Origin of the sequence: Streptomyces sp. S063, assembly GCF_002832675.1 — a bacterium.
GTDB lineage: Bacteria > Actinomycetota > Actinomycetes > Streptomycetales > Streptomycetaceae > Streptomyces > Streptomyces sindenensis.
On sequence record NZ_CP021707.1, the window covers coordinates 4,450,564 to 4,475,925 of the forward strand.

At 73.5% G+C, this 25,362-nt stretch carries 20 protein-coding genes and 2 pseudogenes; 11 read left to right on the forward strand and 11 right to left on the reverse strand.

Features of this window, described 5'->3' with window-relative positions; all coding sequences use genetic code 11:
* Positions 1-115: 115 nt before the first annotated feature.
* Together CCZ36_RS34830 and CCZ36_RS20670 are read left to right on the forward strand one after the other, a co-directional pair.
* Complete coding sequence (locus tag CCZ36_RS34830) at positions 116-3,679, forward strand: CHAT domain-containing protein (protein ID WP_164873532.1); 3,564 nt, start codon at positions 116-118, stop codon at positions 3,677-3,679.
* The gene (locus CCZ36_RS20670) at positions 3,676-4,353 is read left to right on the forward strand and encodes a hypothetical protein (RefSeq protein WP_069735283.1); all 678 of its coding nucleotides are present in this window, start codon (positions 3,676-3,678) and stop codon (positions 4,351-4,353) included. The genes CCZ36_RS34830 and CCZ36_RS20670 overlap by 4 nt, the downstream gene beginning before the upstream one ends.
* Here CCZ36_RS20670 and pspAB read toward each other — a convergent pair whose 3' ends face one another.
* The 3 genes from pspAB to CCZ36_RS20685 form a co-directional block, all read right to left on the reverse strand.
* Entirely contained in the window at positions 4,354-4,938 is a 585-nt protein-coding gene (gene pspAB, locus CCZ36_RS20675) for a PspA-associated protein PspAB (protein WP_128818323.1), read from the reverse strand.
* Between the two features lie 41 nt (positions 4,939-4,979).
* A complete protein-coding gene (htpX, locus tag CCZ36_RS20680) occupies positions 4,980-5,888 on the reverse strand; it encodes a zinc metalloprotease HtpX (RefSeq protein WP_069735281.1) in 909 nt (302 codons plus the stop codon).
* A gap of 89 nt (positions 5,889-5,977) precedes the next feature.
* Positions 5,978-6,667, reverse strand: coding sequence for a pyridoxine/pyridoxamine 5'-phosphate oxidase (locus tag CCZ36_RS20685; RefSeq protein ID WP_069741016.1), 690 nt, complete (start codon positions 6,665-6,667; stop codon positions 5,978-5,980).
* Between the two features lie 39 nt (positions 6,668-6,706).
* Here CCZ36_RS20685 and CCZ36_RS20690 point away from each other — a divergent pair.
* Positions 6,707-6,805, forward strand: a pseudogene (locus CCZ36_RS20690) (nitroreductase family deazaflavin-dependent oxidoreductase); the annotation flags it as partial.
* 172 nt (positions 6,806-6,977) lie between these two features.
* On the opposite strand, the gene CCZ36_RS20695 reads toward CCZ36_RS20690, so the two are convergent.
* On the reverse strand, positions 6,978-7,625 hold the full coding sequence (locus CCZ36_RS20695; RefSeq protein ID WP_006126763.1) for a TetR family transcriptional regulator: 648 nt from the start codon (positions 7,623-7,625) through the stop codon (positions 6,978-6,980).
* Between the two features lie 356 nt (positions 7,626-7,981).
* Here CCZ36_RS20695 and CCZ36_RS20700 point away from each other — a divergent pair, with 356 nt between their 5' ends.
* Positions 7,982-8,791 (forward strand): VOC family protein, encoded by an 810-nt coding sequence (locus tag CCZ36_RS20700; protein WP_128818324.1) that lies wholly within the window; start codon positions 7,982-7,984, stop codon positions 8,789-8,791.
* A gap of 184 nt (positions 8,792-8,975) precedes the next feature.
* The gene (locus tag CCZ36_RS20705) at positions 8,976-11,411 is read left to right on the forward strand and encodes an outer membrane protein assembly factor BamB family protein (RefSeq protein ID WP_206515759.1); all 2,436 of its coding nucleotides are present in this window, start codon (positions 8,976-8,978) and stop codon (positions 11,409-11,411) included.
* Positions 11,412-11,521: 110 nt separating this feature from the next.
* Here the strand turns inward: CCZ36_RS20705 and CCZ36_RS20710 are convergent, their stop codons facing one another.
* On the reverse strand, positions 11,522-12,205 hold the full coding sequence (locus CCZ36_RS20710; RefSeq protein ID WP_128818325.1) for a hypothetical protein: 684 nt from the start codon (positions 12,203-12,205) through the stop codon (positions 11,522-11,524).
* A gap of 196 nt (positions 12,206-12,401) precedes the next feature.
* Between CCZ36_RS20710 and CCZ36_RS20715 the strand changes: the two genes are divergently transcribed.
* Complete coding sequence (locus CCZ36_RS20715) at positions 12,402-12,932, forward strand: hypothetical protein (RefSeq protein ID WP_128818326.1); 531 nt, start codon at positions 12,402-12,404, stop codon at positions 12,930-12,932.
* 202 nt (positions 12,933-13,134) lie between these two features.
* Here CCZ36_RS20715 and CCZ36_RS34835 read toward each other — a convergent pair whose 3' ends face one another.
* Together CCZ36_RS34835 and CCZ36_RS20720 are read right to left on the reverse strand one after the other, a co-directional pair.
* On the reverse strand, positions 13,135-13,311 hold the full coding sequence (locus CCZ36_RS34835; RefSeq protein ID WP_007451789.1) for a hypothetical protein: 177 nt from the start codon (positions 13,309-13,311) through the stop codon (positions 13,135-13,137).
* Between the two features lie 203 nt (positions 13,312-13,514).
* On the reverse strand, positions 13,515-16,469 hold the full coding sequence (locus CCZ36_RS20720) for an AfsR/SARP family transcriptional regulator (protein ID WP_069740580.1): 2,955 nt from the start codon (positions 16,467-16,469) through the stop codon (positions 13,515-13,517).
* 107 nt (positions 16,470-16,576) lie between these two features.
* Between CCZ36_RS20720 and CCZ36_RS36975 the strand changes: the two are divergent.
* Positions 16,577-16,957 (forward strand): annotated as a pseudogene (locus tag CCZ36_RS36975) (hypothetical protein); the annotation flags it as partial.
* An 81-nt stretch (positions 16,958-17,038) separates the two neighbouring features.
* On the opposite strand, the gene CCZ36_RS20730 reads toward CCZ36_RS36975, so the two are convergent.
* Positions 17,039-17,866 (reverse strand): MerR family transcriptional regulator, encoded by an 828-nt coding sequence (locus tag CCZ36_RS20730; RefSeq protein WP_069740581.1) that lies wholly within the window; start codon positions 17,864-17,866, stop codon positions 17,039-17,041.
* A gap of 169 nt (positions 17,867-18,035) precedes the next feature.
* Positions 18,036-18,239 carry a cold-shock protein gene (locus CCZ36_RS20735; protein WP_003967102.1) on the reverse strand — a complete coding sequence of 68 codons (204 nt, stop codon included), beginning with the start codon at positions 18,237-18,239 and terminating at the stop codon, positions 18,036-18,038.
* 391 nt (positions 18,240-18,630) lie between these two features.
* On the opposite strand from CCZ36_RS20735, the gene CCZ36_RS20740 reads away from it, so the two are divergent.
* From CCZ36_RS20740 to CCZ36_RS20755, 4 genes are all read left to right on the forward strand, one after another.
* Entirely contained in the window at positions 18,631-19,512 is an 882-nt protein-coding gene (locus CCZ36_RS20740) for a menaquinone biosynthetic enzyme MqnA/MqnD family protein (protein ID WP_069740582.1), read from the forward strand.
* A gap of 293 nt (positions 19,513-19,805) precedes the next feature.
* Complete coding sequence (locus CCZ36_RS20745; RefSeq protein WP_128818327.1) at positions 19,806-21,851, forward strand: serine/threonine-protein kinase; 2,046 nt, start codon at positions 19,806-19,808, stop codon at positions 21,849-21,851.
* A 71-nt stretch (positions 21,852-21,922) separates the two neighbouring features.
* Complete coding sequence (mqnC, locus tag CCZ36_RS20750; protein WP_010060965.1) at positions 21,923-23,122, forward strand: cyclic dehypoxanthinyl futalosine synthase; 1,200 nt, start codon at positions 21,923-21,925, stop codon at positions 23,120-23,122.
* 11 nt (positions 23,123-23,133) lie between these two features.
* On the forward strand, positions 23,134-23,799 hold the full coding sequence (locus CCZ36_RS20755; RefSeq protein WP_069740698.1) for an imidazolonepropionase-like domain-containing protein: 666 nt from the start codon (positions 23,134-23,136) through the stop codon (positions 23,797-23,799).
* A 23-nt stretch (positions 23,800-23,822) separates the two neighbouring features.
* Here the strand turns inward: CCZ36_RS20755 and CCZ36_RS20760 are convergent, their stop codons facing one another.
* On the reverse strand, positions 23,823-24,818 hold the full coding sequence (locus tag CCZ36_RS20760; protein WP_128818328.1) for a DUF3152 domain-containing protein: 996 nt from the start codon (positions 24,816-24,818) through the stop codon (positions 23,823-23,825).
* Entirely contained in the window at positions 24,815-25,357 is a 543-nt protein-coding gene (locus CCZ36_RS20765) for a hypothetical protein (RefSeq protein WP_079134341.1), read from the reverse strand. Before CCZ36_RS20765 ends, CCZ36_RS20760 begins: the two co-directional genes overlap by 4 nt.
* Positions 25,358-25,362: the final 5 nt, after the last annotated feature.

Genomic DNA, 25,362 nt, shown 5'->3' on the forward strand with positions numbered 1-25,362 from the left:
CGGCGGCCTCGGTGAGGGCCGGCCGGCTGCCGCCCGTCCCCGGAAGTCGTCCGCTCGCCGGCGGCGCGTGTGGAAGGCTGGTCAGCGCCACGATCCGGAGGCGCGAGGGGGCGGCGTGCGACTGTCGGGGGATGTCACGGGCTGGGCGTTCGTGGCGGAGGCGGACGGTGTCCGGCACGCCGGGATCGCGGTGGGGCAGGCGGGGCTGGGCCCGTTCACCGGTGCCGGGGCGGGCGGGAGCCTGGCCAGCCTGGCGTACGTCCGGGGGCTGCCCACGCTCACCTCCCTGGACGCGTTGCCGTTCGCGGGGCCCGTGGACGCCCGGTGGTGCGTTCAGCGGGACGCCGGGGGTGTCGTCTCCGTCCACGGCCCGGGCGGCCTGGAGCTGGCCCGTGATCTGGACCTGGACCTGCCGGCCGGCTGGCTGGAGTCGGTGGCCGCCACGGGATCGCTGGTGCTGGTGGTGTCCCATGTCATGCCGCCCTCGGACGACATGGCCGCCGTGCTGACATACGAGACCCAGCACGGCAAGGTCTGCGCCGGCCGGGTGCGGTTCGGCCCGCCCGGTCACGAGGCCGCCGGGCCGCCCACGCTCACCTACGTCCTCGACCCCGTCTCCATCCTGCTGGAACTGGTGCTCCACGTACGGGACCGGGTGCTGCCGCTCGATGCCGCCAAGCGGCGAGCGCGTGAGCTGGAGCGGGTGCGGCGGAGCCTGGAGGAGGCCCACGGGCTGTCCGCCGGGGCGCTGCTGGAACCGCTGGTCGCGGAGGGGAGCCGGAGCCGGGGAGGCGCGGCCGATCTCCTCCACCTCTACTGGCGGTTGGTGGCCGAGGTCGCCGAGGAGTGCGGGGCGGAGGCGGTCTGGCGGGAGGCGGCGCTGCGGACGGTCGAGAGTGCGGCCCCGGTCCTCGCGGAACGGTGCGATCGCCCGGTGTTCGAGGACGCGGACGAGCTGGCGGGTCGCCTGATCGAGCGGCTTGCGGGCCCCCCGAACGGCCCCCCGAACGGCCCCCCGAACGGCTCCCCGGACGGCTCCCCGGACGGTTCACCGGGCCTGGCGGCGGCGCTCCTGGCGGCTGCCCGGCTGCGGCTGGCGGTCCGGGGCCCGGAGGACCTGGGCGGTGACGCGTACGCCGGGGAGGGAGGGACCGTACGGGCCGCCCGGCTCGCCGCCGATCTGTACCGGTCGCCGCTGTACCGGCCGTGGTTCGGCGGAGCGTGGCCCTTGCGGTTCGACGCGCGCCTGCGGGACGAGGCCCGGGAACTGCTGGTACGGGCTGCCGAGTCGGACGAACGCGAGGGCGGTCCGGGCAGTCCGCTGCGCCCTCGGATCCTGGCCGCGCTGGCGCAGGTCGTCACGGAGGAGGAGGGGGAGGGGGAGCAGGAGGGCGGCGGTGTGGACCGGGCGACCGCGCGGGCCGCGTTCGACGCCCTGTTCGCCGTAGGCGCCGCCGCTCCGCCGGATCTGCTGCTCCTTCTCCTCCGGTCGGTGGACGACGCGCCCGCGACGTTCGTCGACGCCGTACGGGAGAACGTGTTCGGCTCGGACGTGGATGCCTTCCTCGCCGCGCACGGCGGAGACGTCGCCGCCCGGACCGTGGACCAGGGGATCAGCCTCGCCCGGGAACGCGGGGACCGGCCTCTCCTGCGCGCGGTGCTGGACTGGGCCGACCGCTCGCCCCTCGCCCCGGGCCCCGCGCACCGCCGCCAACAGATCGAGGCCCGGCTGCACGCGCTGCCCGACGACCCCACCGACTGCCCGGGCCCCGACCTCCTCCCGGAGCCCTTTCCGGCCGACTGGTCCCCGGCGCAGCGCTCCGCCGCTCTGCTGCACGCGGCCGCCCACGCCCGTGACCGGGGGCAGCCCGCGCTGGGCGTCGCCCTCCTGCGGCAGGCGCGAGCGGGAGACGGCGCGGGCGTCAGACTGCTGACGGCGGACCTGTACCGCCTGGCGGTCGAGCGGGGCGAGCCGGTATCCGACCGGGTCCCCTTCCCGTGGGGCCACTCCACCTACGCGGCCCTCTCCTACGCCTCACTGAACCAGCAGGACCTGGCCCAGGCATGCCTGCTGCCCGTCCTCCGCGATCTGCCCGACCTCGGCGGGGACGCCCTGAGGAACGCCGTGCACGCGATCATCGTCGACGTACCGAACTTTGACACCAGCGGCGCCCCCGAGCTCGGCGAAGTGCTCCGCGACCTCGTTCACGCGGCCGTATGGCAGGTGACCCTCGGGATCGAGTCGTTGCCGGTGGCGCTGATGCTCGGCCTCCACCAGGCGGGCAAGGGGCCGGAGGCCGGGGCGTGGCGGAGGATCGACGGCCCGATCGCCCGCCCCGCGCACATCGAGAACTACATCGGGAAACTCCGCGCCGCCGAGAACCCCACCGCCGTCGGCGGCGCGACGGCGAACCTGCTGAACGCCCTCGACACGGATCCCGGGGAGGAGCACCACGACGACGACCGGTTCGTACGCGGTCTGCGTCGGCGGATCTCCTCCTTCATCGACGACGAACTGCGGGCCTGCTCGGCGGCCTTCGCGGACGACCAGTACCTCTGGGCGCGCACCGGCGAACTGCTCGACGAGCGCAGCGTGCTGCTCACCTGGTTCCTGCCGACCGCGGTGAACGGCGCCGCCGTCCTGCTCGCCGTCACGCGCGAAGGCAGCGCGATCACCGTGCAGTTGGGTGATCCCGGTTCCGATGCCGCTGCCGGCGGACGGGAGAGCGCAGCAACGTACGCCGACCGGCACCCCGTCGCCGACCTGGTCGAAGCGGTCCGTACGGAGGTCGAACGCGACCCGCTCTTCGGCGAGGTGACACCGGAGGGCCGACGACTGCTGACGGGGTCCGAGCTGCCGCTCGCCCTGGGCGACCTGTGGGCCGGGTGGCGGGCCCAGGGCAAGGACCGCCTCCTGCTCTGGCCGCACGGCGCACTCCACTACCTGCCGGTCGCGCTCTGCTCCGTCGACGGCCGCCTGATCGCGGACGACTGGACGGTCACGACCATCGCGGGCCTCGAAGCGCTCGTCCCCGCCGACCCCTCCGCCGGCCTCCCCGTACGCCCGCGCCGCACCGCCGTCATCGCCTCGGCCACCGGTGGCGTCCCCTACGGCCTGCCCGCCGAACCCGCGCTGGAGGAGCACGCCCGGACGGTCGCCGCGGCGGTCGGCGCGGACGCGGTGACCGGCCCGGCCGCGACCAGGGCCGGACTGCTCGCCGAACTCGCGACGGCCGACGTCGTCCACCTCGCCGTCCACGGCACGATGGATCAGGACGCCCCCTGGCTGCACTGCCTCCACCTCACCCCGGACGAGGACGACGACGGCCGGGTCTTCGCCCACGACTTCCTCGAACTCGACCTGAGCGGGGTCCGGTTGGTCACCCTCGCCGCCTGCGAATCGGCACTGGGCCGCTTCGACCGGGCGGACAACGTGCGCGGCGTCCCGGCCGCCCTGATCACCGCCGGGGCCCAGGCCGTCGTCGGCTGCGTGTGGGCCGTACGCCCCGAACCGGCCACGTACTTCTTCCACCGCCTGCACCAGCGGGCCGACCTCGCCGACGCCCCCGAGCGGGCGTTCCGCGCAGCCCAGACCGCCACCCGGGCGCGGTACCCGCAGTACCGCGACTGGGGGGCCTTCACCTTCCTACGGGGCCGGAGCACGGGAGCCACCGCATGACCGAGATCCAGTTGCACGACATCGCCCTCGAACCGGAGCGCACGCTCGGCGCCCCGGCCGACGACGGACCCTTGCGCGGCCGTCTCACCTTCGGCTGGGACCTGCTGCCCGCCGATCACGCGAGCGCCCCCGCCGACTGGCACGCGCACGTCCGGTCCACGCCCGGGCGGGACTACCGCCACCTCCTGCTGGTGTGCTCGTTCCGCCCGGAGACCCCACAGGCCCCGGGCACGTTCCGGCACGCCTCCCTGGCCCTCTCCCTTTCCACCCCCGACCCGGCCCTGCGGCCCGTGGCCCGCCTCATCGACCCGGGGGAGCGCACCCGCCCGACGGCGGCCGGCCCCGGCACCGGGCTCAGCTTCACGGTCAGCACCGGCGTCGTCGACCTCGGCGTGGAGCGGCAGCAGCCGGAGCCGGGTCCCGCCCGGGAGGAGTGGATCGTCCGCGGCCACGGGGCGTCCCAGCCGGACCCGCAGTGGGAGTTCCGCGGCCTGCGCCGGCTGCCGCTGGTCGGCGATCACCCGGTGTCCGCGCTGGTGGAGCTGGTCCCCGGCCTGCCGAACACGGCTGACGTCCTGGTCGCCGCCGAACTGGAGCACCGCAGCTGGGGCATCCGCCGCTACCGGGCGCGCCTGGGGCCCACGGCCCACGGCATCGCGGTCACCAACGGCTGATCACAGCCCTGGCGCCCCCCACACCGGGAACCACCGGGACAGGTCCTTCTCCACCCGGAGATCGTCCCCGAGGGCGCCCCGGACCTGGAGCTCCCGCTGGTTGTCCCGCTTCTCGGCACCGCCGGGCAGCGGGGCGAACGGGTAGAACGTGCCGCGTTTGTAGAGGTAGACCAGCGCCAGCGACCGGCCCTCCGGGTCCCGGAAGCCGATCAGCGAGCACAGCAGGTGCGGGCCGAAACCGCCGTCCTGGAGCATCGTGTTGACCGCGTGCAGGTCGTTGACCAGGCCCGCCGTGTCGTCGGCCGGGTGGGTGGCCAGCAGCCAGGTGTAGCCGTACGAGTCCCGGCTGAACTCCACCGGGATGCCGCCGCGTTCCGTGTCCGCGTCCAGCAGTTCGCGTACGTCCTCCTGGAGGCGGGCGAAGCCGCCGCCCTCCACCCCGGCGAAGCAGACCGAGCCCCGGCCGGTCGGGGTGAGACCGGTGGCGGCCTGGAGGGTGAGGGCGGCGGAGGGCACGGCGAAGAGCTGGTCGAGGTCGGGGCGGACCGGTTTGCTCCGGCCGAGGATCGCGTCGAGCAGGCCCACGGGCGTAACTCCTTCAACGCTCGATGGTTCGTCCGGGCGGTTCAGCGGGACAGGTCGGTGGAGATGCGGGACAGCTGGTCCAGGCGTTGTTCCAGCGTCGGGTGCGAGGAGAACAGCCGGCCCATGCTCTCCTTCGCGGAGAACGCGGGCATGAAGTAGAACGCGTTGTACGGCTCCGCCTTCCGCAGGTCCTCCGTCGGGATGCGGGCCATCTGCCCGCTGACCTTGGTGAGGGCCGAGGCGAGCGCGGAGGGACGGCCGGTGAGCAGGGCGGCGGCCCGGTCGGCGGAGAGTTCGCGGTAGCGGGAGAGCAGCCGGGTCAGCAGGAAGCTGATCGCGTACACGACGGCGCTGATCAACGGGATCAGGAGCAGCAGAATCCCCGCCGGGTCGTTGCCCGGTCGGCTGCGCGCGAAGCCGCCCCACAGGGCGATCCGGGTGATGATCCCCGCCAGCACGCCCAGGAACGAGGCGATGGTCATGACGGCCACGTCCCGGTGCGCGACGTGCGACATCTCGTGGGCGAGGACCCCCTCCAGCTCCTCCGGCTCCAGTCGGCGCAGCAGGCCCGTCGTCGCGCAGACCAGGGCCGTCTTCTCGCTGCGGCCGGTGGCGAACGCGTTCGGTACGTCGCTCTCGGCGATCGCCACCTTCGGCTTCGGCATGTCCGCCAGCGCGCAGATGCGGTCGATGGCGCCGTGCAGCTCGGGAGCCTGCTCGGGAGTGACCTCGCGGGCCCCCATGCCGTACGCGGCGATGCGGTCGCTGAACCAGAACTGGGCGATGAACATCCCGCCCGTGATGATCAGGATGATCGGCCAGGAGCCCCTCAGGGCCGCGAGGAGAACGCCCACGAAGACCACGTAGAGCAGACCGATCAGGAACATGGTGGTGACCATGCGGCCGGTCAGGCCCCGGTCGGGGGCGTAACGGGAGCGGGCTCGTGGCATCGGTGCCTCCCAACAGCTCAGCTGTCTCCCATAGTGCCCCTTTGCGGTGAGAACCGGATAAACGTGCCGTGTGCAGCTTCCTGTGCCGGTCAGGGCCAGAGCAGCTCCCGCGTCCAGTCGCCCCCGCTCCCCGCGCCCGCCTCACGGCGGTAGCGCAGCCGGATGTGGCGGCGTCGTGCGTCGCCCTGGAAGAACTCGACCTCGGCCGGCTCGACGACGTACCGGGTCCAGGTCGGGGCCTCCGTGTCCGGCTCCGCCACCGCCCGGTCCCAGGCCGCGTCCGCCGTCCGGTGCAGCTCCGCCACCGAGCCGACGACCTGGCTCTGCGACCCGGTCAGTGCGGCGGCCAGCGCCCCGGTGGACCGGGCGTGCAGGTCGGCGTGGCTCTCGGCCGGGGTGCAGGGGACGACCGGACCCCGGACCCGTACCTGCCGGCCCTGCGCGGGCCAGTAGAAGCCGAGCGCGGCGTGCGGGCGGGCGGCGAGCTGAAGGCCCTTGGCGCTGGTGGCGTGGGAGGCGAAGTGCCAGCCCCGCTCGTCGGCGCCGTGCAGGAGCAGCGTGCGTACGTCGGGGAGGCCCTCGGCGTCGGCCGTGGCCAGCGCCATCGCGTGCGGCTCGGGCTGCCCCGCCGCCACGGCCTCGGCGAACCAGGCGTGGAAGAGGGCGAGCGGCGCGGGCGGGGCCGACTCCGGATCGAAGGCGGGCAGCTCGGTGTCCCAGACGCGCTGGGCGTGCAGGAGCTCGCGGAAGGGGCGCTGGGCGGTGTCGTCGTCGGCCATGGGGCCATTGGACCGTACGGGGCGGTGGGGCGGACCGTCCGGGTGTGGGAGGCCGCGCTCGCGTTCTGGCCGCCGTGCACGGCGTACCAGCGGCGGGTGGAACGGGAGATCCGGCTGTTCCGGCTGGAGCGGCGGTAGCGGAGGGGCGGCGGTGGCCGGGGGTGCGGCGGGGGCCGGGGGTGCGGCGGGGAGGCGGGGAGGCGGCGCGGGGAAGGCCGCCGAGAACGTCCGGGGACGCCGACGGCGGACCACCCGCAGGGGCGCGTGGGGTGGTCCGCCGTCGGTGAGACAGGACGTGGCGGGGGCGGGCCTACTTCGTCGGCTTCTTGCCGGTGATGCCGAGGTGGACCAACAGGGCGAGATTGGGCCGGAGTTCGGCCTGCTTCACACCCCAGGTGGTGAACCCCTTCTGGTGCGAGGCGACCGCGGCCAGCATCGCCACCAGGGAGCCCGCCATCGCCGCCGGGCTGACGTCCTTGTCGACCTTGCCCTTGCTCTGGAGCTCCTTCACCGAATCCGTGAGGGAGTTGGTGACCGAGTTCAGGATCTTCATGCGGATCTTGTAGAACCGTTTGTCCCCCTCGGCCGCGCCGAGGTCGATCACACGGAGGATCGCGTCGTTGTGCCGCCAGAAGTCGAGGAATCCTTCGACGAGTTGCTCGGAGGTGGTCCAGCCGGCCTTGCCGACCCAGGAGCGTCCGGCGACCAGTTCGGTCAGTCCGGCACCCTCCTTGGCGACTTCCTCGGCGATTTCGAGGACGGCGCCCTCCACGTCGGGGAAGTACTGGTAGAAAGTCGCGGGTGAAGTCCCGGCCTTCCGGGCGACGTCGATGACTTTGACGTCCCGGTACGGCGAGGAGCTGAGCATCTCGCTGAGGCAGTCGAGCAGCTTCTGCCGCGTCGCCTGACCGCGTCGACCGGCTACGCGGCCGTCGACGGTGCGTACTTGTCCTGTCATGCCGTCAGCTTACCGAGGGGGGATGAGAGCGCGATTCGGCCGACTGCAAATGGGGAACGGCGCAGGACCGGCGGGGTGTGCGGGGGCGGGGAGCGGCGGTTTTCGGCCGCCGCCCGCGAAGGCGGCGGAGCTGGGGGTGTTACGTACGGTAAATGTTATCAACAGCCTGTGGATAACTTCGGTGGACAACTTTCGTCCACATGCTGGGCGCCCCCTTCACCGGTCGGTCGCATGTTCCCTATGGGGGTATTCGCCGTGCATCGGCTGTGCGTGCGCCGCGCCTCGGGGCGCGCGGGGCCCGGGGCGACGTTACGTTGACTGTGACGGGCGTCACCGCTACGGAAGGACCCGGTCCCATGGCCGTATTCGCGCATTCCGCGCCGTGCTGGGCGGACGTGCAGCTCTCCGACCTCGAAGCGGGCAAGCGCTTCTACGGCGGGCTCTTCGGCTGGACCTTCCGCGCGGGCGACGGAATGCCCTTCGCGGACGCGCTCAGCGATGGCCGCCTGGTCGCCGCGCTCGCCGCGAAGAAGGACGGCCGGATGCCCACGGCATGGGGCGTCTACTTCTCCACCGACGAGATCCGGGCCACCGTCGCCTCGATCCGCGAGCACGGCGGCCAGATCATCACCGACCCGGTACGAGCGGGGCGCGCCGGCATCGTGGCGGAGGCGGCCGACCCCGGGGGCGCGGTCTTCGGGCTCTGGCAGCCGGAGGAGCGCGCCGGCTTCGAGAAGCAGAACGACCCCGGCTCCTTCTGCTGGACCGAGGTCTACACCCGGCAGCCGGACCGCGTGGACCCCTTCTACGAGAAGGTCTTCGGCTTCCACAGCACCGACCTGGACGAGGCCGGCCACGACGTCTCCGACGACACCGAAGCGCTGGTCGACTTCCGGATGTGGTCCCCCGAGGGCGTCGAACCGGGCCCGGACACCGCCGTCGGCGGCCGCAGCGTCATCACGGACGCCTTCCCGGCCGAGATGCCGAGCTACTTCCTCATCTACTTCGCCGTCGCCGATTGCGACGCCGCCGCCGAACTCGCCGTACAGCTGGGCGGCCGGGTCGCCCAGCCGCCCTTCGACATCCCCTACGGCAGGATGGCCGTGCTCCACGACGACCAGGGGGCCGCCTTCGCCGTACTGCAGCCCAGCGAACTGCTCCCCTGACCGGTGCGGGCGGACCCGGTGTGGACGCATACGGGATGAAGTGACATGGGACACCCCGATCCGCCCCCGGGTTCGCAACCGGGGCCCGGGCCAGGAAGAATCGGGGTGCGCGCAGGGCGGGATTCGACCGGGCGGTAATTCGCGGACTTCGTCGCCGAGGTCCGTACGGGGAGGTGGCAGGCAAGTGGTGGAGCAGCTGACGCAGCACGACCCGAGACGGATCGGCCCGTTCGAGGTGCTGGGACGACTCGGGGCCGGCGGCATGGGGCTGGTCTATCTCGCCCGCTCGGCGTCCGGCCGGCGGGTGGCGATCAAGACGGTGCGGACCGAGCTCGCCGAGGACCAGCTCTTCCGGGTCCGCTTCACGCGAGAGGTCGAGGCCGCCCGCGCCGTCAGCGGGTTCTACACCGCCGCCGTGGTCGACGCCGACCCGCGCGCCGCCGTGCCCTGGCTCGCCACTGCCTATGTGCCCGCGCCCTCGCTCGAGGAGATAGTGAACGAGTGCGGGCCCATGCCGACGCAGGCCGTGCGCTGGCTGGCCGCCGGCATCGCCGAGGCCCTCCAGTCCATCCACGGCGCGGGCCTGGTCCACCGCGACCTGAAGCCGTCCAACGTCCTCGTCGTCGAGGACGGGCCCCGGGTGATCGACTTCGGCATCGCGTCCGGCGTCTCCAATACCCGCCTGACCATGACGAACGTCGCCGTCGGCACGCCCGCGTACATGTCGCCCGAGCAGGCCCGGGACTCCCGCAGCGTCACCGGGGCCAGCGACATCTTCTCGCTCGGCTCCACCCTCGTCTTCGCCGCCACCGGGCACGCCCCCTTCCACGGGGCCAACCCGGTCGAGACGGTGTTCATGCTGCTGCGCGAGGGCCCCGACCTGGAAGGGCTGCCCGACGACCTGCGGCCGCTGATCGAGTCCTGCATGCAGATGGACGCCACCCAGCGGCCCAGCCCCGCCGATCTCCAGGCCCAGCTCGCCCCGCACCTCTTCGCCTCCGGCGGCGACGACAGCGGTACGGCGTCGGCCTGGCTGCCGTCCCGGGCCACCGCGATGATCGAGGCGCGCAGGGGCGGCGGGCGGACCGCGCCGCCCGCGGCCCCGGTGTCGCCCCCGCCGCCCCCGCGGCAGCCCCCCAGGGCCCCGGAGCGGGACCCCGCCTGGCGCAGCGGGGCCGATCTGCGCTCCCCCTCCCCGCTGGCCTCGCCCTCGCCGATGTCCGGCGGGCCCGCCCCGGCCCCCTCGGCGGGACCGTCCGCCGCACCCGACAGCGGGCCGGTCCGGCTGCCCGGCGCGAAGGTGCCGATCGGGCCCGGTCCGCGTGCGGGGGACGGGCGCGGCGCGGCCGCCGCGCATCCGGCCCCCGCGACCGGCTGGGTCCGCCCGCCCGCCGGGGGCAACGGTTCGTCGGCCGCGGCGGCGGCCACGGCTCCGACCGCCCCCGTCCCGGCCCCCGGCCCCGCCCCGGAGGCCCCCGCCCCCGACCGCTGGCGGCCTTGGCGCTTCCGCATGTCCAACGACGTGTGGGGCACGCCCGTCGTCTCCGGCGATCTGCTGTACGTGACGTCCTTCGAGGTCCACGCGCTGGATGTGGGCAACGGCCGACGCCAGTTCAAGACCCGGGACGTGGCCTGGGCGATGGCCGTCGAGGGCGGCAGGATTCACGCGTCGGACGGTCCCTCGCTGTACGCCCTGGACGCCACGACCGGCGCCGAGCAGTGGCGCCTGTCGACCGACGCCTGGGTGTACGCCCTCAAGGCCGACCGGGGCACGGTCCTGACCGCGACCCGGGGCGGCGGCGTACAGGGCTGGGAGGCGTCCAACGGCGAGAAGCTGTGGGAAGTCACCGGCGCGCAGACCGACTTCGAGACGGCGGAGGCCGGGCCGGTCATCCACGACGGCACGGTGTACGTCTGGCAGGACGCCCGGCTGCGCGCGCTGGACGCCCGGACGGGACTGGAGCGCTGGTCGTACCCGATCGGCGACGCGGCCTCCTGCGGCGGCGTCCCGGTCCGGGTCACCCCGGCCAACGACGGCTACGTCTACATCGCGGCGGGCACCCGCGTGCTGGCGGTGGAGACCGGCTCCGGCCGGGTGCGCTGGCACTTCGAGGCCCCGGCGGTCTTCCTCTCCCCGCCCGCGTTCGCGCCGGGCCCGGCGGTGACCGGCGGCGGGGTGTACCTCGCGGACTACCTCGGCACGGTGTACGCGCTGGACGCGACGACCGGCAAGGACCGGTGGCGGATCGCCACGGAGGCCCGCTCCTCCATCGAACCGGTGCTGGTCGCCGTGGGCAACGTGCATGTCGGCAGCGGCAGCGCGCTGTACACCCTGGACGCGGTCACCGGCACCCCGAAGTGGCGCTTCGCGGCGGGCGGCGACGTGGTGGGCGCGCCGGTGGTGGCGGACGGCCGGGTCCACTTCGGCTCGGCGGACCATGTGCTGTACACCCTGGACGCGGCGGGCGGCCAGCTCCGCTGGAAGCTGGCGACGGGCGGCGAGATCACGGGATCGCCGGTGGCGCGGGCGGGCGTGGTGTACGCGTGCAGCAAGGACCGGTGCGTGTACGCGCTGGACGCGCTGAAGGGGACGGGCACGGGGAACCGCGCGCGGACCTGACCCGATCGCCCTTCTGTCCTCGATCGCGGGAGAGGCCCGGGCAAGCCCGTCCGACGACCTCCCGGCCCGTCCCGGCGTACGAGGACGGAAACCCTTGGCGGGGGCGGGCGTCAGCCCTGTGGGGACGGAGGCGGCTGCGGCGGGTGTACCGGGTCCCGGGGGTCGTCCTCCGGGTGCGGGGCGGCCTGCGGATACGACCGCGTACGGGGATCACGGGGATCGGGCCCCGTGTACGGGTCCACCTCCGGCTCCGGCCACGGCGACGTCTGCACGGACATCCCCGGCTCCTGTGTCGGCGGCCACGTGTCCACCTGATCCGCCGCCGGCACGGCGAACGGCTCCACCGGCTCCCGCCCCCGCACCGTCCTCCGCTCCCGCCGGCTCCGCCGGCCGCTCATCAACAACGCCCCGATCAGCATCAGCACCCCGCCCGCCAGCGCGTTCACCACCCCCACCTGCAACCCCGCCCCGTCCCCGCCCACCACCAGCGACCCCGCCGCCTGCCCCTGCCGGACCATCCACAGGATCGTGAAGCCCAGCACCACCAGGCCCGCGAGGGCGACCACGAGCCGCGAGCGGAGCACCATGCCCAGGACCACCAGCAGCGCCGCCCCCAGGAACGGCAGCAGGATCGAGACCAGCACCCCCGACTCCCCGGCGGTGATCCCCTCGAAGAGGTCCGCCACCCGGTAGTCGCGCCCGGCCCGCCCGCCGTACCAGTCGCGGAACGGGCTCAGCACGGCGGAGGCGGCCCCGGCCAGGGCGACGGCGGAGCCGAGGACGTTGCGGATCATCGTCAGCCTCCAGGGGCGTACGCGAACGGCCCCCGTCACCGACGCTACGCCGGGACGATCACCCCCGCCACGCAGACCATGACCGGACCGTGACAGGGTCATGACCTGAACAGGGGGTCCCGCACGGCAAGCTGAGGGTCACAACGCACGCCACCGGCCCGACATACGGCAACGAAACGCAAGGGGGGCTGCATCCATGATGCGGCGACAGATGAAGCTCGCGGCGGTCCTGGTCGTGGTGGTGCTCGCGCTCACCGGATTCTCGACCTCCAGCAGCGGCGGCAAGAGCGGCAAGAGCAAGAGCGGCAGTTCGAGCGGCGGCGGCTGCTCCAGCTCGAAGAAGAGCAACGACGGCTACCGCGACCACGACTACGACGACGACAGCGACGACTCCTCGTCCTCCGGCTCGTCCGGCTCCTATGCCACCCCGACGCCCACCGCGTCCGACGGCGCACCCGCCGTCCGGGTCATCCGCTGTGCGGCGCCGCGCAAGGGCAAGCGCAAGGCGGTCACCTCGGCGCTGATCGAGGTGGAGGCGAACGACCGGTACACCCAGGAGTACGAGATCGACGTGCGGTTCGTCGACGCCCTCGGCAAGACCGTGGACACGGCCGAGGCCACCACGACCCTCGACGGCGGCGACTTCCGGAGACTCACCGTACGGATGGAGAGCCCCGGCAAGGTCTCCCGGGTCAAGCGCTGCGAAGTGACCGCCAAGGTGGTCTGACCGCACGGCACACCCGCTCACCGCACCCGAGGCTCCCCGGTAGCATTTTCTCTGCCATAAGGCCGGCGTCGCCCGGACACGCGTGAGGGGCCCGAGCGTTTCCCCCGTCTCGGGCCCCTCACACATTCCCCCGTACCGCGACCGCGGCGGCTCCCCCTCGGCGCTGCCGTGATCGCTTCCCCCGTATCCCCGTCGGGAAGGTCTAGGCGGGCTCGCCCGTCGCGTGGTTGTCGAGCGGCTTGACCGTGCCACCGGTGGCGTGGTTGTCCAGCGGCTTCAGCACACCACCTGTCGCGTGGTTGTCCTGCGTCGTGGCTTCCCCGCCGGTGGCGTGGTTGTCGAGCGGCTTCACGACCGGCTTCTTCTGCGCATCGCTCATGGTGTTCTCCAGCTCCCTGAATGGCTGTGCTCGGACTCGACGAGCCCGCCCGGCAACTCCCCCGTCGGGTTGCCGGGCAGGTGTCGTTCGGCCGCTCAACCTACCTCTGCGGCCGAGGCCGGCCCGTCTGCCCCCCGACGCGACGGAACGACTGGAACCACCATGTCGGGGCGCGATAAACGAATGATGAACGCCTCGCGGGCTCACGCGGGCAGCGTCGGCGCCAGCAACTTCCGTACGGCTTCGACCTCCGCCGAACCGAGCGCCTCGTATATGTCCAGCGCCTCACGCCAGCACACCTGGGCCCGACCCGGCTGGCCGATGTCTTTGAGTGCCTGGCCCAGGACGGTGAGGACATTGCCGCGCCGCCACTCCCCTCCGATGCCGCGCAGCACCGCGAGAGCCTGCTCGGCCTTCGTGGCGGCCTGAGCCGGAAGACCGGCGGCCAGATCCACCTCCGCGAGACGGAACGTCGCCATACCCTCCCAGAGGCGCTGTCGGCTGTCCCGGAACACCGCCAGCGCGTTGTGGAGTTGCTCCGTCGCATCGGCGAACCGGCCGCTCTGCGTGAGAGCCAGGCCGAGAGCGTAACGGCCGTTCGCACCGCGCAGCGCGTGGCCCAGCTCGTCGTAGATGTCTATGCCCTGCTGGGCCAGGGACACCGCGCTCGTGGTGTTCCCCATCGCCAGATGGATGCGGGAGAGGTTGCACAGGGCGCTCGCCTCGCCCGGGCGGTTGCCGTCGGCCCGGAAGTTGGCGATGGCCTGCTCCAGATACGCCTCCCCCTCCGCATGGCGGTTCTGGTACAGCGCGATGATGCCGAGGTCGTTCGGAGCCCAGCAGCTCGGCAGCGGATCGTCCACGGCGCGGGCGAGCCGCATGGCACGCTGCGCGTCCCGCTCCGCCTGGTCGAAACGGCCCGCGACCAGACGTGCGTTGGTGAGCGTGATCAGCGCCCGCCCCTCGGCCCGCGCGTCGTCGCTGGACCGCGCCAGATCGCGCATCGTGATCGCCGCGGCCTCGTACTGCTTGGAGTTCGCGCCCGACTCCGCGAGGTCCTTGGTGGCCCAGAGCAGATCGACCGCCCGGCGCACCGCACCGGGCCCCGACGACTGACGTACGCAGGCGAGCAGGGAGTTGGCCTCCGTGTAGAGCCAGTCCTGAGCGCTGTGCCGGTCGGCGAACGTCAGCCCGCTGTACTGCGTGGGCTCCCGGTGATCGGCCAGCCGGTCCCCCGGCCGCTCCAGCGCGTACACCCCCGCGGCCGTAGCCAGATAGAAGTCCAGCAGCCGCGACAACGCCGACTCCCGCTCCGCCGCCCGCTCGTCCCGTTCCGCGCACGCACGCGCGTAGAGGCGGACCAGGTCGTGGTAGCGGTAGCGGCCCGGGGCGGCGGATTCCACCAGGCTCGTGTCGACCAGGGCCTCCAGGAGGTCCTCCGCCACGTGCGGGTCCAGGTTCAGCAGGGCCGCCGCCGCGGCCAGGGAGATGTCCGGCCCGTCCGCCAGGCCCAGGAGGCGGAAGGCCCGGGCCTGGGCCGGTTCCAGTTGGCCGTAGCCGAGCTCGAACGTGGCCTTCACCGCGAGGTCCCCCGCCTGGAGCTCGTCCAGCCGGCGCCGCTCGTCCGCGAGCTTCGCGGCGAGGACCGACACCGTCCAGGTGCGGCGCGCCGCCAGGCGGGAGGCGGCGATGCGGATCGCCAGGGGCAGGAAGCCGCACGCGGCCACCACGTCCAGGGCCGCCTCCCGCTCCGAGCCCACCCGCTCCGAGCCCACGATCCGGGTGAAGAGCTGGAGCGCCTCCTCCGGCGACATCACGTCCAGGTCCACCAGATGCGCCCCGGCCAGGTCCACCATCCGCACCCGGCTCGTCACCAGCGCCGCGCACCCCGGCGTACCGGGCAGCAACGGGCGGATCTGGGCCGCGTCATGGGCGTTGTCCAGCAGGATCAGGATCCGGCGGCCGTCCAGGGTCGAGCGGTACAGCGCGGCCCGCTCGTCCAGCGTGTCCGGGATCGCCGAGTCCGCCGTGCCGAGGGCGCGCAGGAACGAGCCGAGGACCGTCTCCGGCTCCGCCGCCCGCGCCCCCGCGCCCTGGAGGTCGACGTACAGCTGTCCGTCCGGGAAGTGCTTACGGGCCTGGTGCGCGACGTGCACGGCCAGGGTGGTCTTCCCCACGCCTCCGATCCCCGCCACCGCGGAGACCGCCATGACCGAGCCCTCCGCCGTGGCCAGCCGGCCGCTCAGCTCCGCCACGAACGCCGAGCGGCCGGTGAAGTCGGGCACGGTGGCGGGCAGCTGCGCCGGCTTCAACGGCGCGGGCGCGGGCGCCGGTTCGTCCGCCGGGCGGGCCAGCTCGTCGTCCGCGCGCAGGATCCGCTGCTGGAGCTGGGCCAGTTCGGGGCGCGGGTCGACGCCCAGCTCCTCGGCGAGGAGACGGCGTGTGTCCGCGTACACGGCCAGCGCCTCCGCCTGCCGGCCGCTCCGGTACAGCGCCACCATCAGCAGCTCGCGCAGCCGCTCCCGCAGCGGGTGCGCCGCGGTGAGCGCGGTCAGCTCGGAGACCGCCTCCGCGTGGCAGCCCACCTCCAGGTCCAGATCGAGCCGCGTCTCGGTGAGCTGGAGCCGCCACTCCTCCAGCCGGGTCCGCTGGTTGTCCGCGTACGGGCCGGGCACGGAGGCCAGCGCCTCGCCGTCCCACAGGCCCAGCACCTTGTTGATCAGGGTGCGCGCCTGGCACCGGTCCCCGGCTGCCCGCGCCTTCTCCGCCTCGGCCGACAGGTCCTGCGCCAAAGTCAGGTCCAGCGCGCCCCGGTCGATCCGGATCGCGTACCCGCCCGACTCGCTCACCAGCGTGTCCTGGCCGAGGATCTTGCGCAGCCGGGAGGCGTACGTCCGGATCGTGGCCAGCGCCTGCGAGGGCGGGTCCTCGCCCCAGAACGCGTCGATCAGCTCACCCGCCGTGGCCGTCCGGCCCTCGCGCAGCAGCAACGCGGTCAGCAGGGCACGCTGCTGGGGCGACCCGGACGAGAGCAGCTCCGAGCCCCGCCAGGCCCGTACGGGGCCGAGCACGGTGAACCTGAGAGCGTCCGCCGTACCCGGTTTCTCCGGAGCACGCTGCTCCGGTACGCGCACGCGTGGCCCGCTGTCACGGTCCATTGATGCCCCCTGTCCTGCTCGCCTGCCGGTCCCGCTCGGCTGCGGATCCTGCCGGTGGTGCCCGCGCCCGAATGTCCCCCGTGCGCCGAAGTGCGGTGTGCATCCGGATGGCGCGGTACCGCTGGTATCGCGCTCAACAGTCTGCCTTGTCTCGGGCGGACTCGTCAGCAGTGGGTGACGCTCTGCACAAGCCCTCGACAACGATTCGGGAACCACGCCCCGTCGCATGCTCCCCGGCGCGCGCACGGGCCGTGTCCCACGTCCATGCCCGCACGATAGCTGGCGGCCCATCAGGTCGGCGTGTCCGTGGAGCGCATGGAGCCCTTCCCGAAGATCATCTCGGTGGACGCGACGACGGTCCGGTCGGCGACTGGTGGGTGTACGAGGACCTGCACCGGCCGCTCACCCGCCTGGACACCGCCGTCGGCTACGACAGGGACGAGATCAGGCTGGAGATCATCACCTACGAGCAGATGCGTCCCGGGACGGGCCCTGGGCGGGCCCGTGAGTCGCAGTCCGTACGGGGAGGGCCCGGCCCTTCCCCGTACGGACCGCGTACACACCGCGTCTTAGACCTTCGCCACCGGCTCCTGAAGCTCCGTCACCCACTGCTCCCGGTCGGGCGGGCACTCCAGGTTGACCTCGCGGGCGTACCCCGTGGAGCGGTAGCCGTTGGCCTCCAGCCAGCGGGCCAGGGTGTTGGCCGCCGGCAGCACGTCGTCCATCGCGCCCCGGTGCACGATCGTCGCCGCCTCGAACGCCGGCAGCTCCACCACCCGCACCCCCGTGTCCCCGACCGTGCCCACCGGCGCCGACACGGTCACCCCGGCGTGCACGACGATCCCGCCGCCACCCCCGGGCTCGTCCTCGTACCGGGCGATCCCGGGGCCGGTGGGCCGGACGCCCGCGCCCTCCAGGAGCGGGAAGAGCCGCTCGTACAGCGGGCCGATCACCGGCCCGATGTCCTCCGGCTGGTAGCTCGCGGCCGTCCCGGTCAGCTCGGCCACCCGGACCGCCGGAACGGTCTTGATCACGACGTCGTCGGCAGGCATGTGCCCCTCGCTCTCGATCGACCGGAGCCTCGCCTCGACCCGGGCCAGCCGCGCCGTCGCCGCTGCCGCCGCCTCCGCCAGCTCCGCCCGGCGCAGCCGCAGCATGCCGCGCAGCTGCTCCGGGCCCACCTGCTCGTCCAGGACCGCCCCCACCTGCTGGAGCGTGAAGCCGAGGTCCTTGAGCGCGATGATCCGGTTGAGCCGGGCGAGCTGGGCCGCGCCGTAGAGGCGGTAGCCGGTGGCGGGGTCGGTGCGGGCCGGGCGCAGCAGCCCGATGGCGTCGTAATGACGCAGCATCCGGGGCGACACCCGCCCGTACCTGGCGAAGTCTCCGATGGTGAACATGATGGCTCCCACTGCACCGCCTCACACGGTGTCAAGGTCAAGGCCGACATCCAGCGGCTCCGGCCGCCCCGGGCCGTATACAGGCAGGAGCCCCGTTCCTCCGCCGAAGCGGGGGAGCGGGGCTCCTTGGGTACTGCTATGTGCGGCCGCGATCGACCGACCCGGGCAACTAGGCCGGGGTGACGTTCTCAGCCTGCGGGCCCTTGGGCCCCTGAGTGACGTCGAAGTTCACGACCTGGTTCTCCTCGAGGGAGCGGAACCCGGACGCGTTGATCGCGGAGTAGTGAACGAAGACATCCGGGCCGCCGCCGTCCTGGGCGATGAAGCCGAAGCCCTTTTCAGCGTTGAACCACTTGACGGTTCCGGTAGCCATAAGCCCTCCTTGGGCCAAAGGGTTGCCCTGCTCCAGAACCTGCAAACAAGTCTGAAAACTACAAAAGCCTGCGGGTTACATGCTCCGCAGGCTCTGTACTGCAAGGGAAACCAAACTGCAACTTGCGGGCGAGCCTAGCACGCAGTCTCCGGAGAGCGGTAGAGGGAAAGATCACTTCACCCGAAGGTTTGATCGGCCCGTCGGGCGCCCGGCGAGAGGCCCCCGGAAGCGTCCTGGGAAGCGCTGCGGAAGGGCCCCGGGACGGGCCCCGGGAAAGGACCTCGGGAAGGGGCCCCGGGAGGGCCCCGGAAGGTCTCCGGAGCGGGGCGCGGCGAAAGGGTGCGCGGGCCCCGGTCGTGCTCGTTGCCGGACGCGGGTCTAGCCTCGCGATGTGGACAATTCAACCGTCTCCCCCCGCGAAGGCGACGACGACCGTCGCAGCCGGCCCCGCGTCGGCCACATCCAGTTCCTGAACTGCCTCCCCCTCTACTGGGGCCTGGCGCGGACGGGAACCCTGCTCGACCTGGAGCTCTCCAAGGACACCCCGGAGCGGCTCAGCGAGCAGCTGATCAGGGGAGACCTGGACATCGGTCCGGTCACCCTCGTGGAGTACCTGCGCAACGCCGACGACCTGGTGGCTTTCCCCGACATCGCGGTCGGCTGCGACGGACCCGTCATGTCCTGCGTGATCGTCTCCCAGCTCCCGCTGGAGCAGCTCGACCGGGCCCGGGTGGCGCTCGGCTCGACCTCCCGCACCTCGGTGCGGCTGGCGCAGCTGCTGCTGGCCGAGCGCTACGGCGTCCGGCCCGACTACTACACCTGCCCGCCGGACCTGGGCCTGATGATGCAGGAGGCGGACGCCGCCGTGCTGATCGGCGACGCCGCGTTGCGCGCCAATCTGCACGACGCCCCCCGGCTCGGGCTCCAGGTCCACGACCTGGGCCAGATGTGGAAGGAGTGGACGGGGCTGCCGTTCGTCTTCGCCGTCTGGGCGGCCCGCAAGGACTTCCTCGCCGCGCACCCCGAGCGGGCGGCCCAGGTCCACCAGGCGTTCCTGGCCTCCCGGGACCTTTCCCTGGAGGAGGTCACCAAGGTCGCGGAGCAGGCGGCCCGCTGGGAGGCCTTCGACGCGAAGGTGCTGGAGCAGTACTTCACGACGCTCGACTTCCGCTTCGGCCCGGACCAGCTGGCCGGTGTCCGCGAGTTCGCCCGCCGTACGGGCGCGGACACCGGCTACCCGGCGGACGTCCGGGTGGAGCTGCTCGGCGGCTGAAGTCGGCGGCCCCACCCGGGAAAGGAAGGAATTCCCTTATCCCCTTCCCGGAACAGGTCTGCCGGATAGGCGCGCGGGGCAGTGAATGGTGGGCTGCGGAACAACACATTCGCGCCTTTCCCCGGGGCGAAAAGATCCCCTCCTGACCGGAGAAGGGGGAATGGTCCGGCCGTTTCCCGGTGACCACGCCGGTGGCGGCCCCTAGGCTTCGGTCCGGGTCCGGGCCGACCACAGGATTACCGTCCACGGTTTCACCGTCCGCAGGGATCACAGGGTTCACAGGGGGAGTCCATATGCAGCCGCTGGAAGCGGGCGAACCGCACACCATCGGTGCCTACCGGCTGCTCGGCAGGCTCGGCGCGGGCGGGATGGGCCGGGTCTATCTCGGCCGCAGCGCGGGCGGACGTACGGTCGCGGTCAAGGTGGTCCACCCCCACTTCGCCCTCGACGAGCAGTTCCGCGCCCGGTTCCGGCGCGAGGTGGAGTCCGCCCGCCGCATCGGCGCCCAGTGGACGGCCCCGGTCCTGGACGCCGACCCGGACGCCCCGGTGCCATGGGTCGCCACCGGTTACGTCGCGGGCCCCCCGCTCTCCCAGGCGATCACCGAGCACGGCCCGCTGCCCGAACACGCGGTACGCACCCTGGGCGCGGGCCTGGCCGAGGCGCTCGCCGTCGTCCACGGGCAGGGGATCGTCCACCGTGATGTGAAGCCCTCCAACGTGCTGCTCGCCCTCGACGGCCCCCGCCTCATCGACTTCGGCATCGCGCGGGCCCTGGGCGCGACCGTCTCCCTCACCTCCACCGGGGTCTCCGTCGGCTCGCCCGGTTACATGGCGCCCGAGCAGATCCGGGGCCGGGACGTCTCCGGCGCGGCCGACGTCTTCTCGCTGGGCGCGGTCCTGGCGTACGCGGCGACGGGTGCCGCACCCTTCCCGGGCGACTCCTCCGCCGTACTCCTCTACAAGGTGGTCCACGAGGAACCCGAACTGGGCGATCTGGAGGGCGAGCTGCGCGAGGTGGTCGCGGGCTGCCTCGCCAAGAACCCGGGGGACCGGCCCGCCCCGGCCGAGCTCGCCCGGGCGCTCGCCCCCGGCGGGGCGGCGGCGATGGTGGCGGGCGGCTGGCTACCGGGCCGGCTGGTGCGCGAGGTGAGCCGGTCGGCGGTGGCGCTGCTGGACCTGGAGCCGCAGGACGCCCCGGTGCAGTCGGGGCCCGTGCCGTTCAGCAGCGCGTCGCTGGGGGCGGGGATGGGGCCGGGGCCCGGCCCGCGGCCCCGGCCGGGGGAGGCCGCACCGGGGCGGGCCGGGGAATTCGGCCCGCCCGCCGCGAACCCGCAGGAAGCGGCCTACGGGACACCGCGTCCACGGGAAGCCTCACAGGAAGCGCCGAACAGGACACCCCATCCGGCGGAAGCCCTGCGGGAAGCCCCCCAGGAAGCGCCCCAGCAGGCGTCCCAGGACGTGCCGTTCCGGGCGCCGCACCCCCAGGACGACGTGTACGGGACGCCGCATCCGCAGGACGACGCCTATGGGACGCCGCCCCCTCCGCCGCCCCCGACGCCTCCGCGCGCGAAGCCCACCGCGCCCCCGCTCCCCACGCACGCCGGGACCTACCGGCAGGACGGCGGCGGTGCGCACGGCGGCCACGGCGGGAGCGGGCTGCCGGGGCAGCGCGGCGGCGACCCCCGCCTCTCCCTGACCGTCAGCGCCGAGAACCGGCGGACCCCCGGCGAGCGGCGCGGCCGCCGGGTCAGCTGCACCGTCGCCCTGGCCGTGGCGGGCGCGCTCGCCGCCGTCACCCTCGGCACGGGTGTGCTCGACGGGCTCCTCCCGGGCGGCGACGCCGACCAGGGCAACGACAGCGCGGCGAACCCGCCGTCCGCGACCTCCACCGCCTCCCCGCCGGCGGGGGAGAAGCCGACGCCCGCCGAGTCCGACGACGACGGGAGCGAGCCCTCGGCGACCGCCCTGCCGAAGGCGTACGTCGGCACGTGGAAGGGGCCGGTCACCGAGAAGACCACCGGTCAGCCCCACGGCACGCTCACCGCCGTCTTCACCGAGGGGAAGCGCGGGGAGCGGGTCGTCCGGATGAGCACGACCATCTCCCAGCTCGGCATCACCGTCACCTGCAACAGCGTCGGCACTCTCACCTCCGGCACCGCGAAGGAGCTGAACATCCGCGAGGCCACCGACCCGGACCGCCCGAGCACTCCCGGCCTGTGCACCACCACCGAGGCCGATCTGGTCTTCCGCCTCGCGGAGGACGGCACCCTGGACTACCGCTCGAAGGAACGCGCCGCGGGTCTCCCGTACGGGAAGCTCACCCGGTCCGGCGACTGATCGCGCAAGGGGCTGGCGTACGCTGGATCGGTCCGTGGATCCTCAAAAAACCGCCGAAAGGTGACAGCCCGGTGACCGAGAAGGCCGACCTTCAGCCCGTCCTCGACCGAGCCGCCGAAGGCGGTCGGATCACCCCGGAGGAGGCGCTCGACCTTTACCGGTCCGCGCCGCTGCACGCGCTGGGCGCCGCCGCCGACGCCGTACGCCGCCGCCGCTACGCCGGTACGGAACACATCGCGACGTACATCATCGAGCGCAACATCAACTACACCAACGTGTGCGTCACGGCCTGCAAGTTCTGCGCCTTCTACGCCCCGCCCAAGGCCACCGACAAGGGCTGGACCCGCGACCTCGACGACATCCTGCGCCGCTGCGCGGAGACCGTGGAGCTGGGCGGCACCCAGATCATGTTCCAGGGCGGCCACCACCCGGACTTCGGCGTGGAGTACTACGAGGAGCACTTCTCCGCGATCAAGAAGGCGTACCCGCAGTTGGTCATCCACTCGCTCGGTGCCTCCGAGATCGAGCACATGGCCCGGATCTCCAAGGTCTCCGCCGAGGAGGCCATCAGCCGCATCCACGCCGCCGGGCTCGACTCCTTCGCCGGCGCGGGCGCCGAGCTGCTGCCGGCCCGGCCGCGCACCGCCATCGCCCCGCTCAAGGAGTCCGGCGAGCGCTGGCTGGAGATCATGGAGATCGCCCACGGCCTCGGCGTCGAGTCGACCTCCACCATGCTGATGGGCACGGGCGAGACCAACGCCGAGCGCATCGAGCACCTGAGGATGATCCGGGACGTCCAGGACCGCACCGGCGGCTTCCGCGCCTTCATCCCGTACACCTACCAGCCGGAGAACAACAAGCTGAAGGGCCGCACGCAGGCCACGCTCTTCGAGTACCTGCGGATGATCGCGATCGCCCGGCTCTTCCTCGACAACGTCGCCCACATCCAGGGCTCCTGGCTCACCACCGGCAAGGAGGTCGGCCAGCTGTCGCTGCACTACGGCGCGGACGACCTCGGCTCGATCATGCTGGAGGAGAACGTCGTCTCCTCGGCAGGCGCCAAGCACCGCTCCAACCGGCTGGAGATCATCGACCTGATCCGCAAGGCGGACCGGGTCCCGGCCCAGCGCGCCACGACGTACGAGCACCTCGTCGTGCACGACGACCCGGCGAACGACCCGGTCGACGAGCGCGTCGTCTCGCACATCTCGTCCACCGCGATCGAGGGCGGCACGGCCCACCCGGAGCTGAAGCTCCTCAACGCCAACTAGGCCCTCGCCCCGTGCTGACGATCCATGCCGCGCCCCTGGTCCTCCCGGTGGGCGCGGCGGCCGTGGTGGACGGTGCGGTCGCGGTGGACGGCGACCGGATCGCCGCCCTCGGTCCGTACGGAGAGGTCGTCGCCGCGCACCCGGCCGCCCGCGTCCGCCGCTGGCCCGGCCTCATCGCCCCCGGACTGCGCCAGGACCGGGCTCGGGAGCTCCTCACCCGCTGCTATCACCCGGACCCGCGCGAGGCCGGCGCGCTGGGCGAACTCCCGCTGTGGGGCGAGGACTTCGAACGGCTGGCGACGACGATGGACGCGACCCGGCGGGCCGGCAGCGTACGGCGCGGGCTCCAGCGGATGCTGCGGCACGGCACCACGCATGTGGCGGGCCCGTTCGGCGCGGACGACCCGGCGCTGCGGGCGGCCGTCTCCCGGTCGGGGCTGGTCCGGGTCGCTGCCCTACCCGGAGAGCCGCCGCTCGTACGCGAAGGCGTGCCGGACCTGGACCCCTTCGCGGCGGGCGGCGACCTGGCCCGTACGGCGCACGGACCGCTGACCGCGGGCGGCCGGGCCGACCTCGCCGTCTTCGACGTGCCCGACGAGGCGGCGCTGTACGGGGGAGGGCCCCGGCCCTGCGTGGCGACCGTGCTCGCGGGGCGGCTGGTGCACCGCGTCCGCTGAGGCCGCCTCCGTACGGGTCGGGCTCACGGCACCTTCGGGCCGCCCAGGTAGCGCCCCTTCGCGTCGTACGGCCAGGCGTTGGCGACGCAGCCCTTCAGCCCGTTGATCTGCTGCATCATCGCGGGCGCGGGACGCCCCTTCCCCGGGCAGGTCTCATGGCCGCGCCCCAGCCAGTGGCCGACCTCGTGGTTCACGATCAGCGCCCGGTACTCGGAGACGGGCCCGTCGAACTGCGGTGAACCGAGCTGCCAGCGCTTCAGGTTGACCATCACCTTCTCGCCGCCCCGGCAGTTGACCTCGCCGCGCGTGTTCAGGCCGTAGGCGCCGCACATCCGGTCCGTGGTCGCCGGGGTCGCGATCCGGATCACCAGCCCGGCCGATCCGTCGGCGACCTGGCGGAACGAGCGGTCACCGCCGTGACTCCAGCCGCGCGGGTCGGCCAGGATCGCGGCGATGTCCTCGGCGGCCCGGTCGGGGTCGACGCCGATGCCGTTCTCCACCTCGACCCGGTAGGCGCTGCCCCTGCCCTTCGACGTGACGCCCGCACGGGCCACGGTGAAGGTCCCGGGGCCCGAGGCGGGGATGTCCTCGGGGCCGAGGGCGTCACCTTCCCGGGACCCGTCCGTGTCCGCGTCCGCATCGGCCGAGGCGGACGGCGTCGGAGCCGGCGGGGGAGTGGGCTCGGGGGCGTCCTCCAGCGGCTCCGACGCGTTGTCCGGTCCGCCCGCCGGGGCGGTACGGGACGGGGCCGCGTCGGCCGGGCCGCCCCCGTGGAGCCAGGGGCGGCCGACGAGGAGCGCCGCGCCCGCCGCCACCGCGAGTGCCAGCACGGCCAGCGCGAGGACCCGCCGCCTGCTCCGCTGCCGCCGTCGCACCCGCGACCGCGCCGCCGCCCGGGACCGGGGAGCGGGGACCGGCCAGGCCCGGGGCGGCGGTACGCGCAGCCGGAACGTGTCCTCGTCGCGGACCGGTTCCCCGTACGGGGGCGGCAGCGTGCCGGTCGTGCGGCGGCGCGTCACGAGCGGCCCTCCGGGCGGCGGGTCTCCTCGGGGCCGGGCCCGGGCGGGACCGACAGGGAGGGCGTGGGCGGCCCGGGGGGCGCGGGCGGCACGGCCTCGGACTCCGTCGGCACGGGGGTGGTGGGGCTCGGCATGTCGGGGGGTTGCTCCGTAGGTCGGGGGGACGGGGTGGGTGAGGCGGCGGCGGGGGGAGGGGCGGGCCGGGAGACGGTCGGTACCGAGGGCGCGGCGGGCCCCGTGTCCGGTCCCGGCAGCAGCCGGGGGCCGAGAGCGGAGAGCCCCAGGGTCAGCGCGGTGACCGCGACGAAGGTGCCCGCGACCGCGAACCCCCGGCTCCTGGACCGCCGCCGGTGGCCCTCCCGTACGGCGTCGGACACCAGATCGGGCTGGAGGGACAGGGCGCCGACGGTCCGGTGCAGGGCGTCCCGGAACAACTCCTCGTCCCGGCCCGGCTCCTCGTCCCGGACCTGTTCTTCGGCCCGGCCCGGTTCTTCGCCACGGCGGGGGCGCGGCAGGTGCTCGTGCGGTTCAGGGGTCATGACCG

Coding starts and splice junctions, on each gene's coding strand:
- CCZ36_RS20670 (WP_069735283.1), top strand. CDS start 3,676: ATGACCGAGATCCAGTTGCACGACATCGCCCTCGAACCGGAGCGCACG.
- htpX (WP_069735281.1), bottom strand. CDS start 5,888: ATGCCACGAGCCCGCTCCCGTTACGCCCCCGACCGGGGCCTGACCGGC.
- CCZ36_RS20685 (WP_069741016.1), bottom strand. CDS start 6,667: ATGGCCGACGACGACACCGCCCAGCGCCCCTTCCGCGAGCTCCTGCAC.
- CCZ36_RS20695 (WP_006126763.1), bottom strand. CDS start 7,625: ATGACAGGACAAGTACGCACCGTCGACGGCCGCGTAGCCGGTCGACGC.
- CCZ36_RS20700 (WP_128818324.1), top strand. CDS start 7,982: ATGGCCGTATTCGCGCATTCCGCGCCGTGCTGGGCGGACGTGCAGCTC.
- CCZ36_RS20710 (WP_128818325.1), bottom strand. CDS start 12,205: ATGATCCGCAACGTCCTCGGCTCCGCCGTCGCCCTGGCCGGGGCCGCC.
- CCZ36_RS20715 (WP_128818326.1), top strand. CDS start 12,402: ATGATGCGGCGACAGATGAAGCTCGCGGCGGTCCTGGTCGTGGTGGTG.
- CCZ36_RS34835 (WP_007451789.1), bottom strand. CDS start 13,311: ATGAGCGATGCGCAGAAGAAGCCGGTCGTGAAGCCGCTCGACAACCAC.
- CCZ36_RS20720 (WP_069740580.1), bottom strand. CDS start 16,469: ATGGACCGTGACAGCGGGCCACGCGTGCGCGTACCGGAGCAGCGTGCT.
- CCZ36_RS20730 (WP_069740581.1), bottom strand. CDS start 17,866: ATGTTCACCATCGGAGACTTCGCCAGGTACGGGCGGGTGTCGCCCCGG.
- CCZ36_RS20735 (WP_003967102.1), bottom strand. CDS start 18,239: ATGGCTACCGGAACCGTCAAGTGGTTCAACGCTGAAAAGGGCTTCGGC.
- CCZ36_RS20745 (WP_128818327.1), top strand. CDS start 19,806: ATGCAGCCGCTGGAAGCGGGCGAACCGCACACCATCGGTGCCTACCGG.
- CCZ36_RS20765 (WP_079134341.1), bottom strand. CDS start 25,357: ATGACCCCTGAACCGCACGAGCACCTGCCGCGCCCCCGCCGTGGCGAA.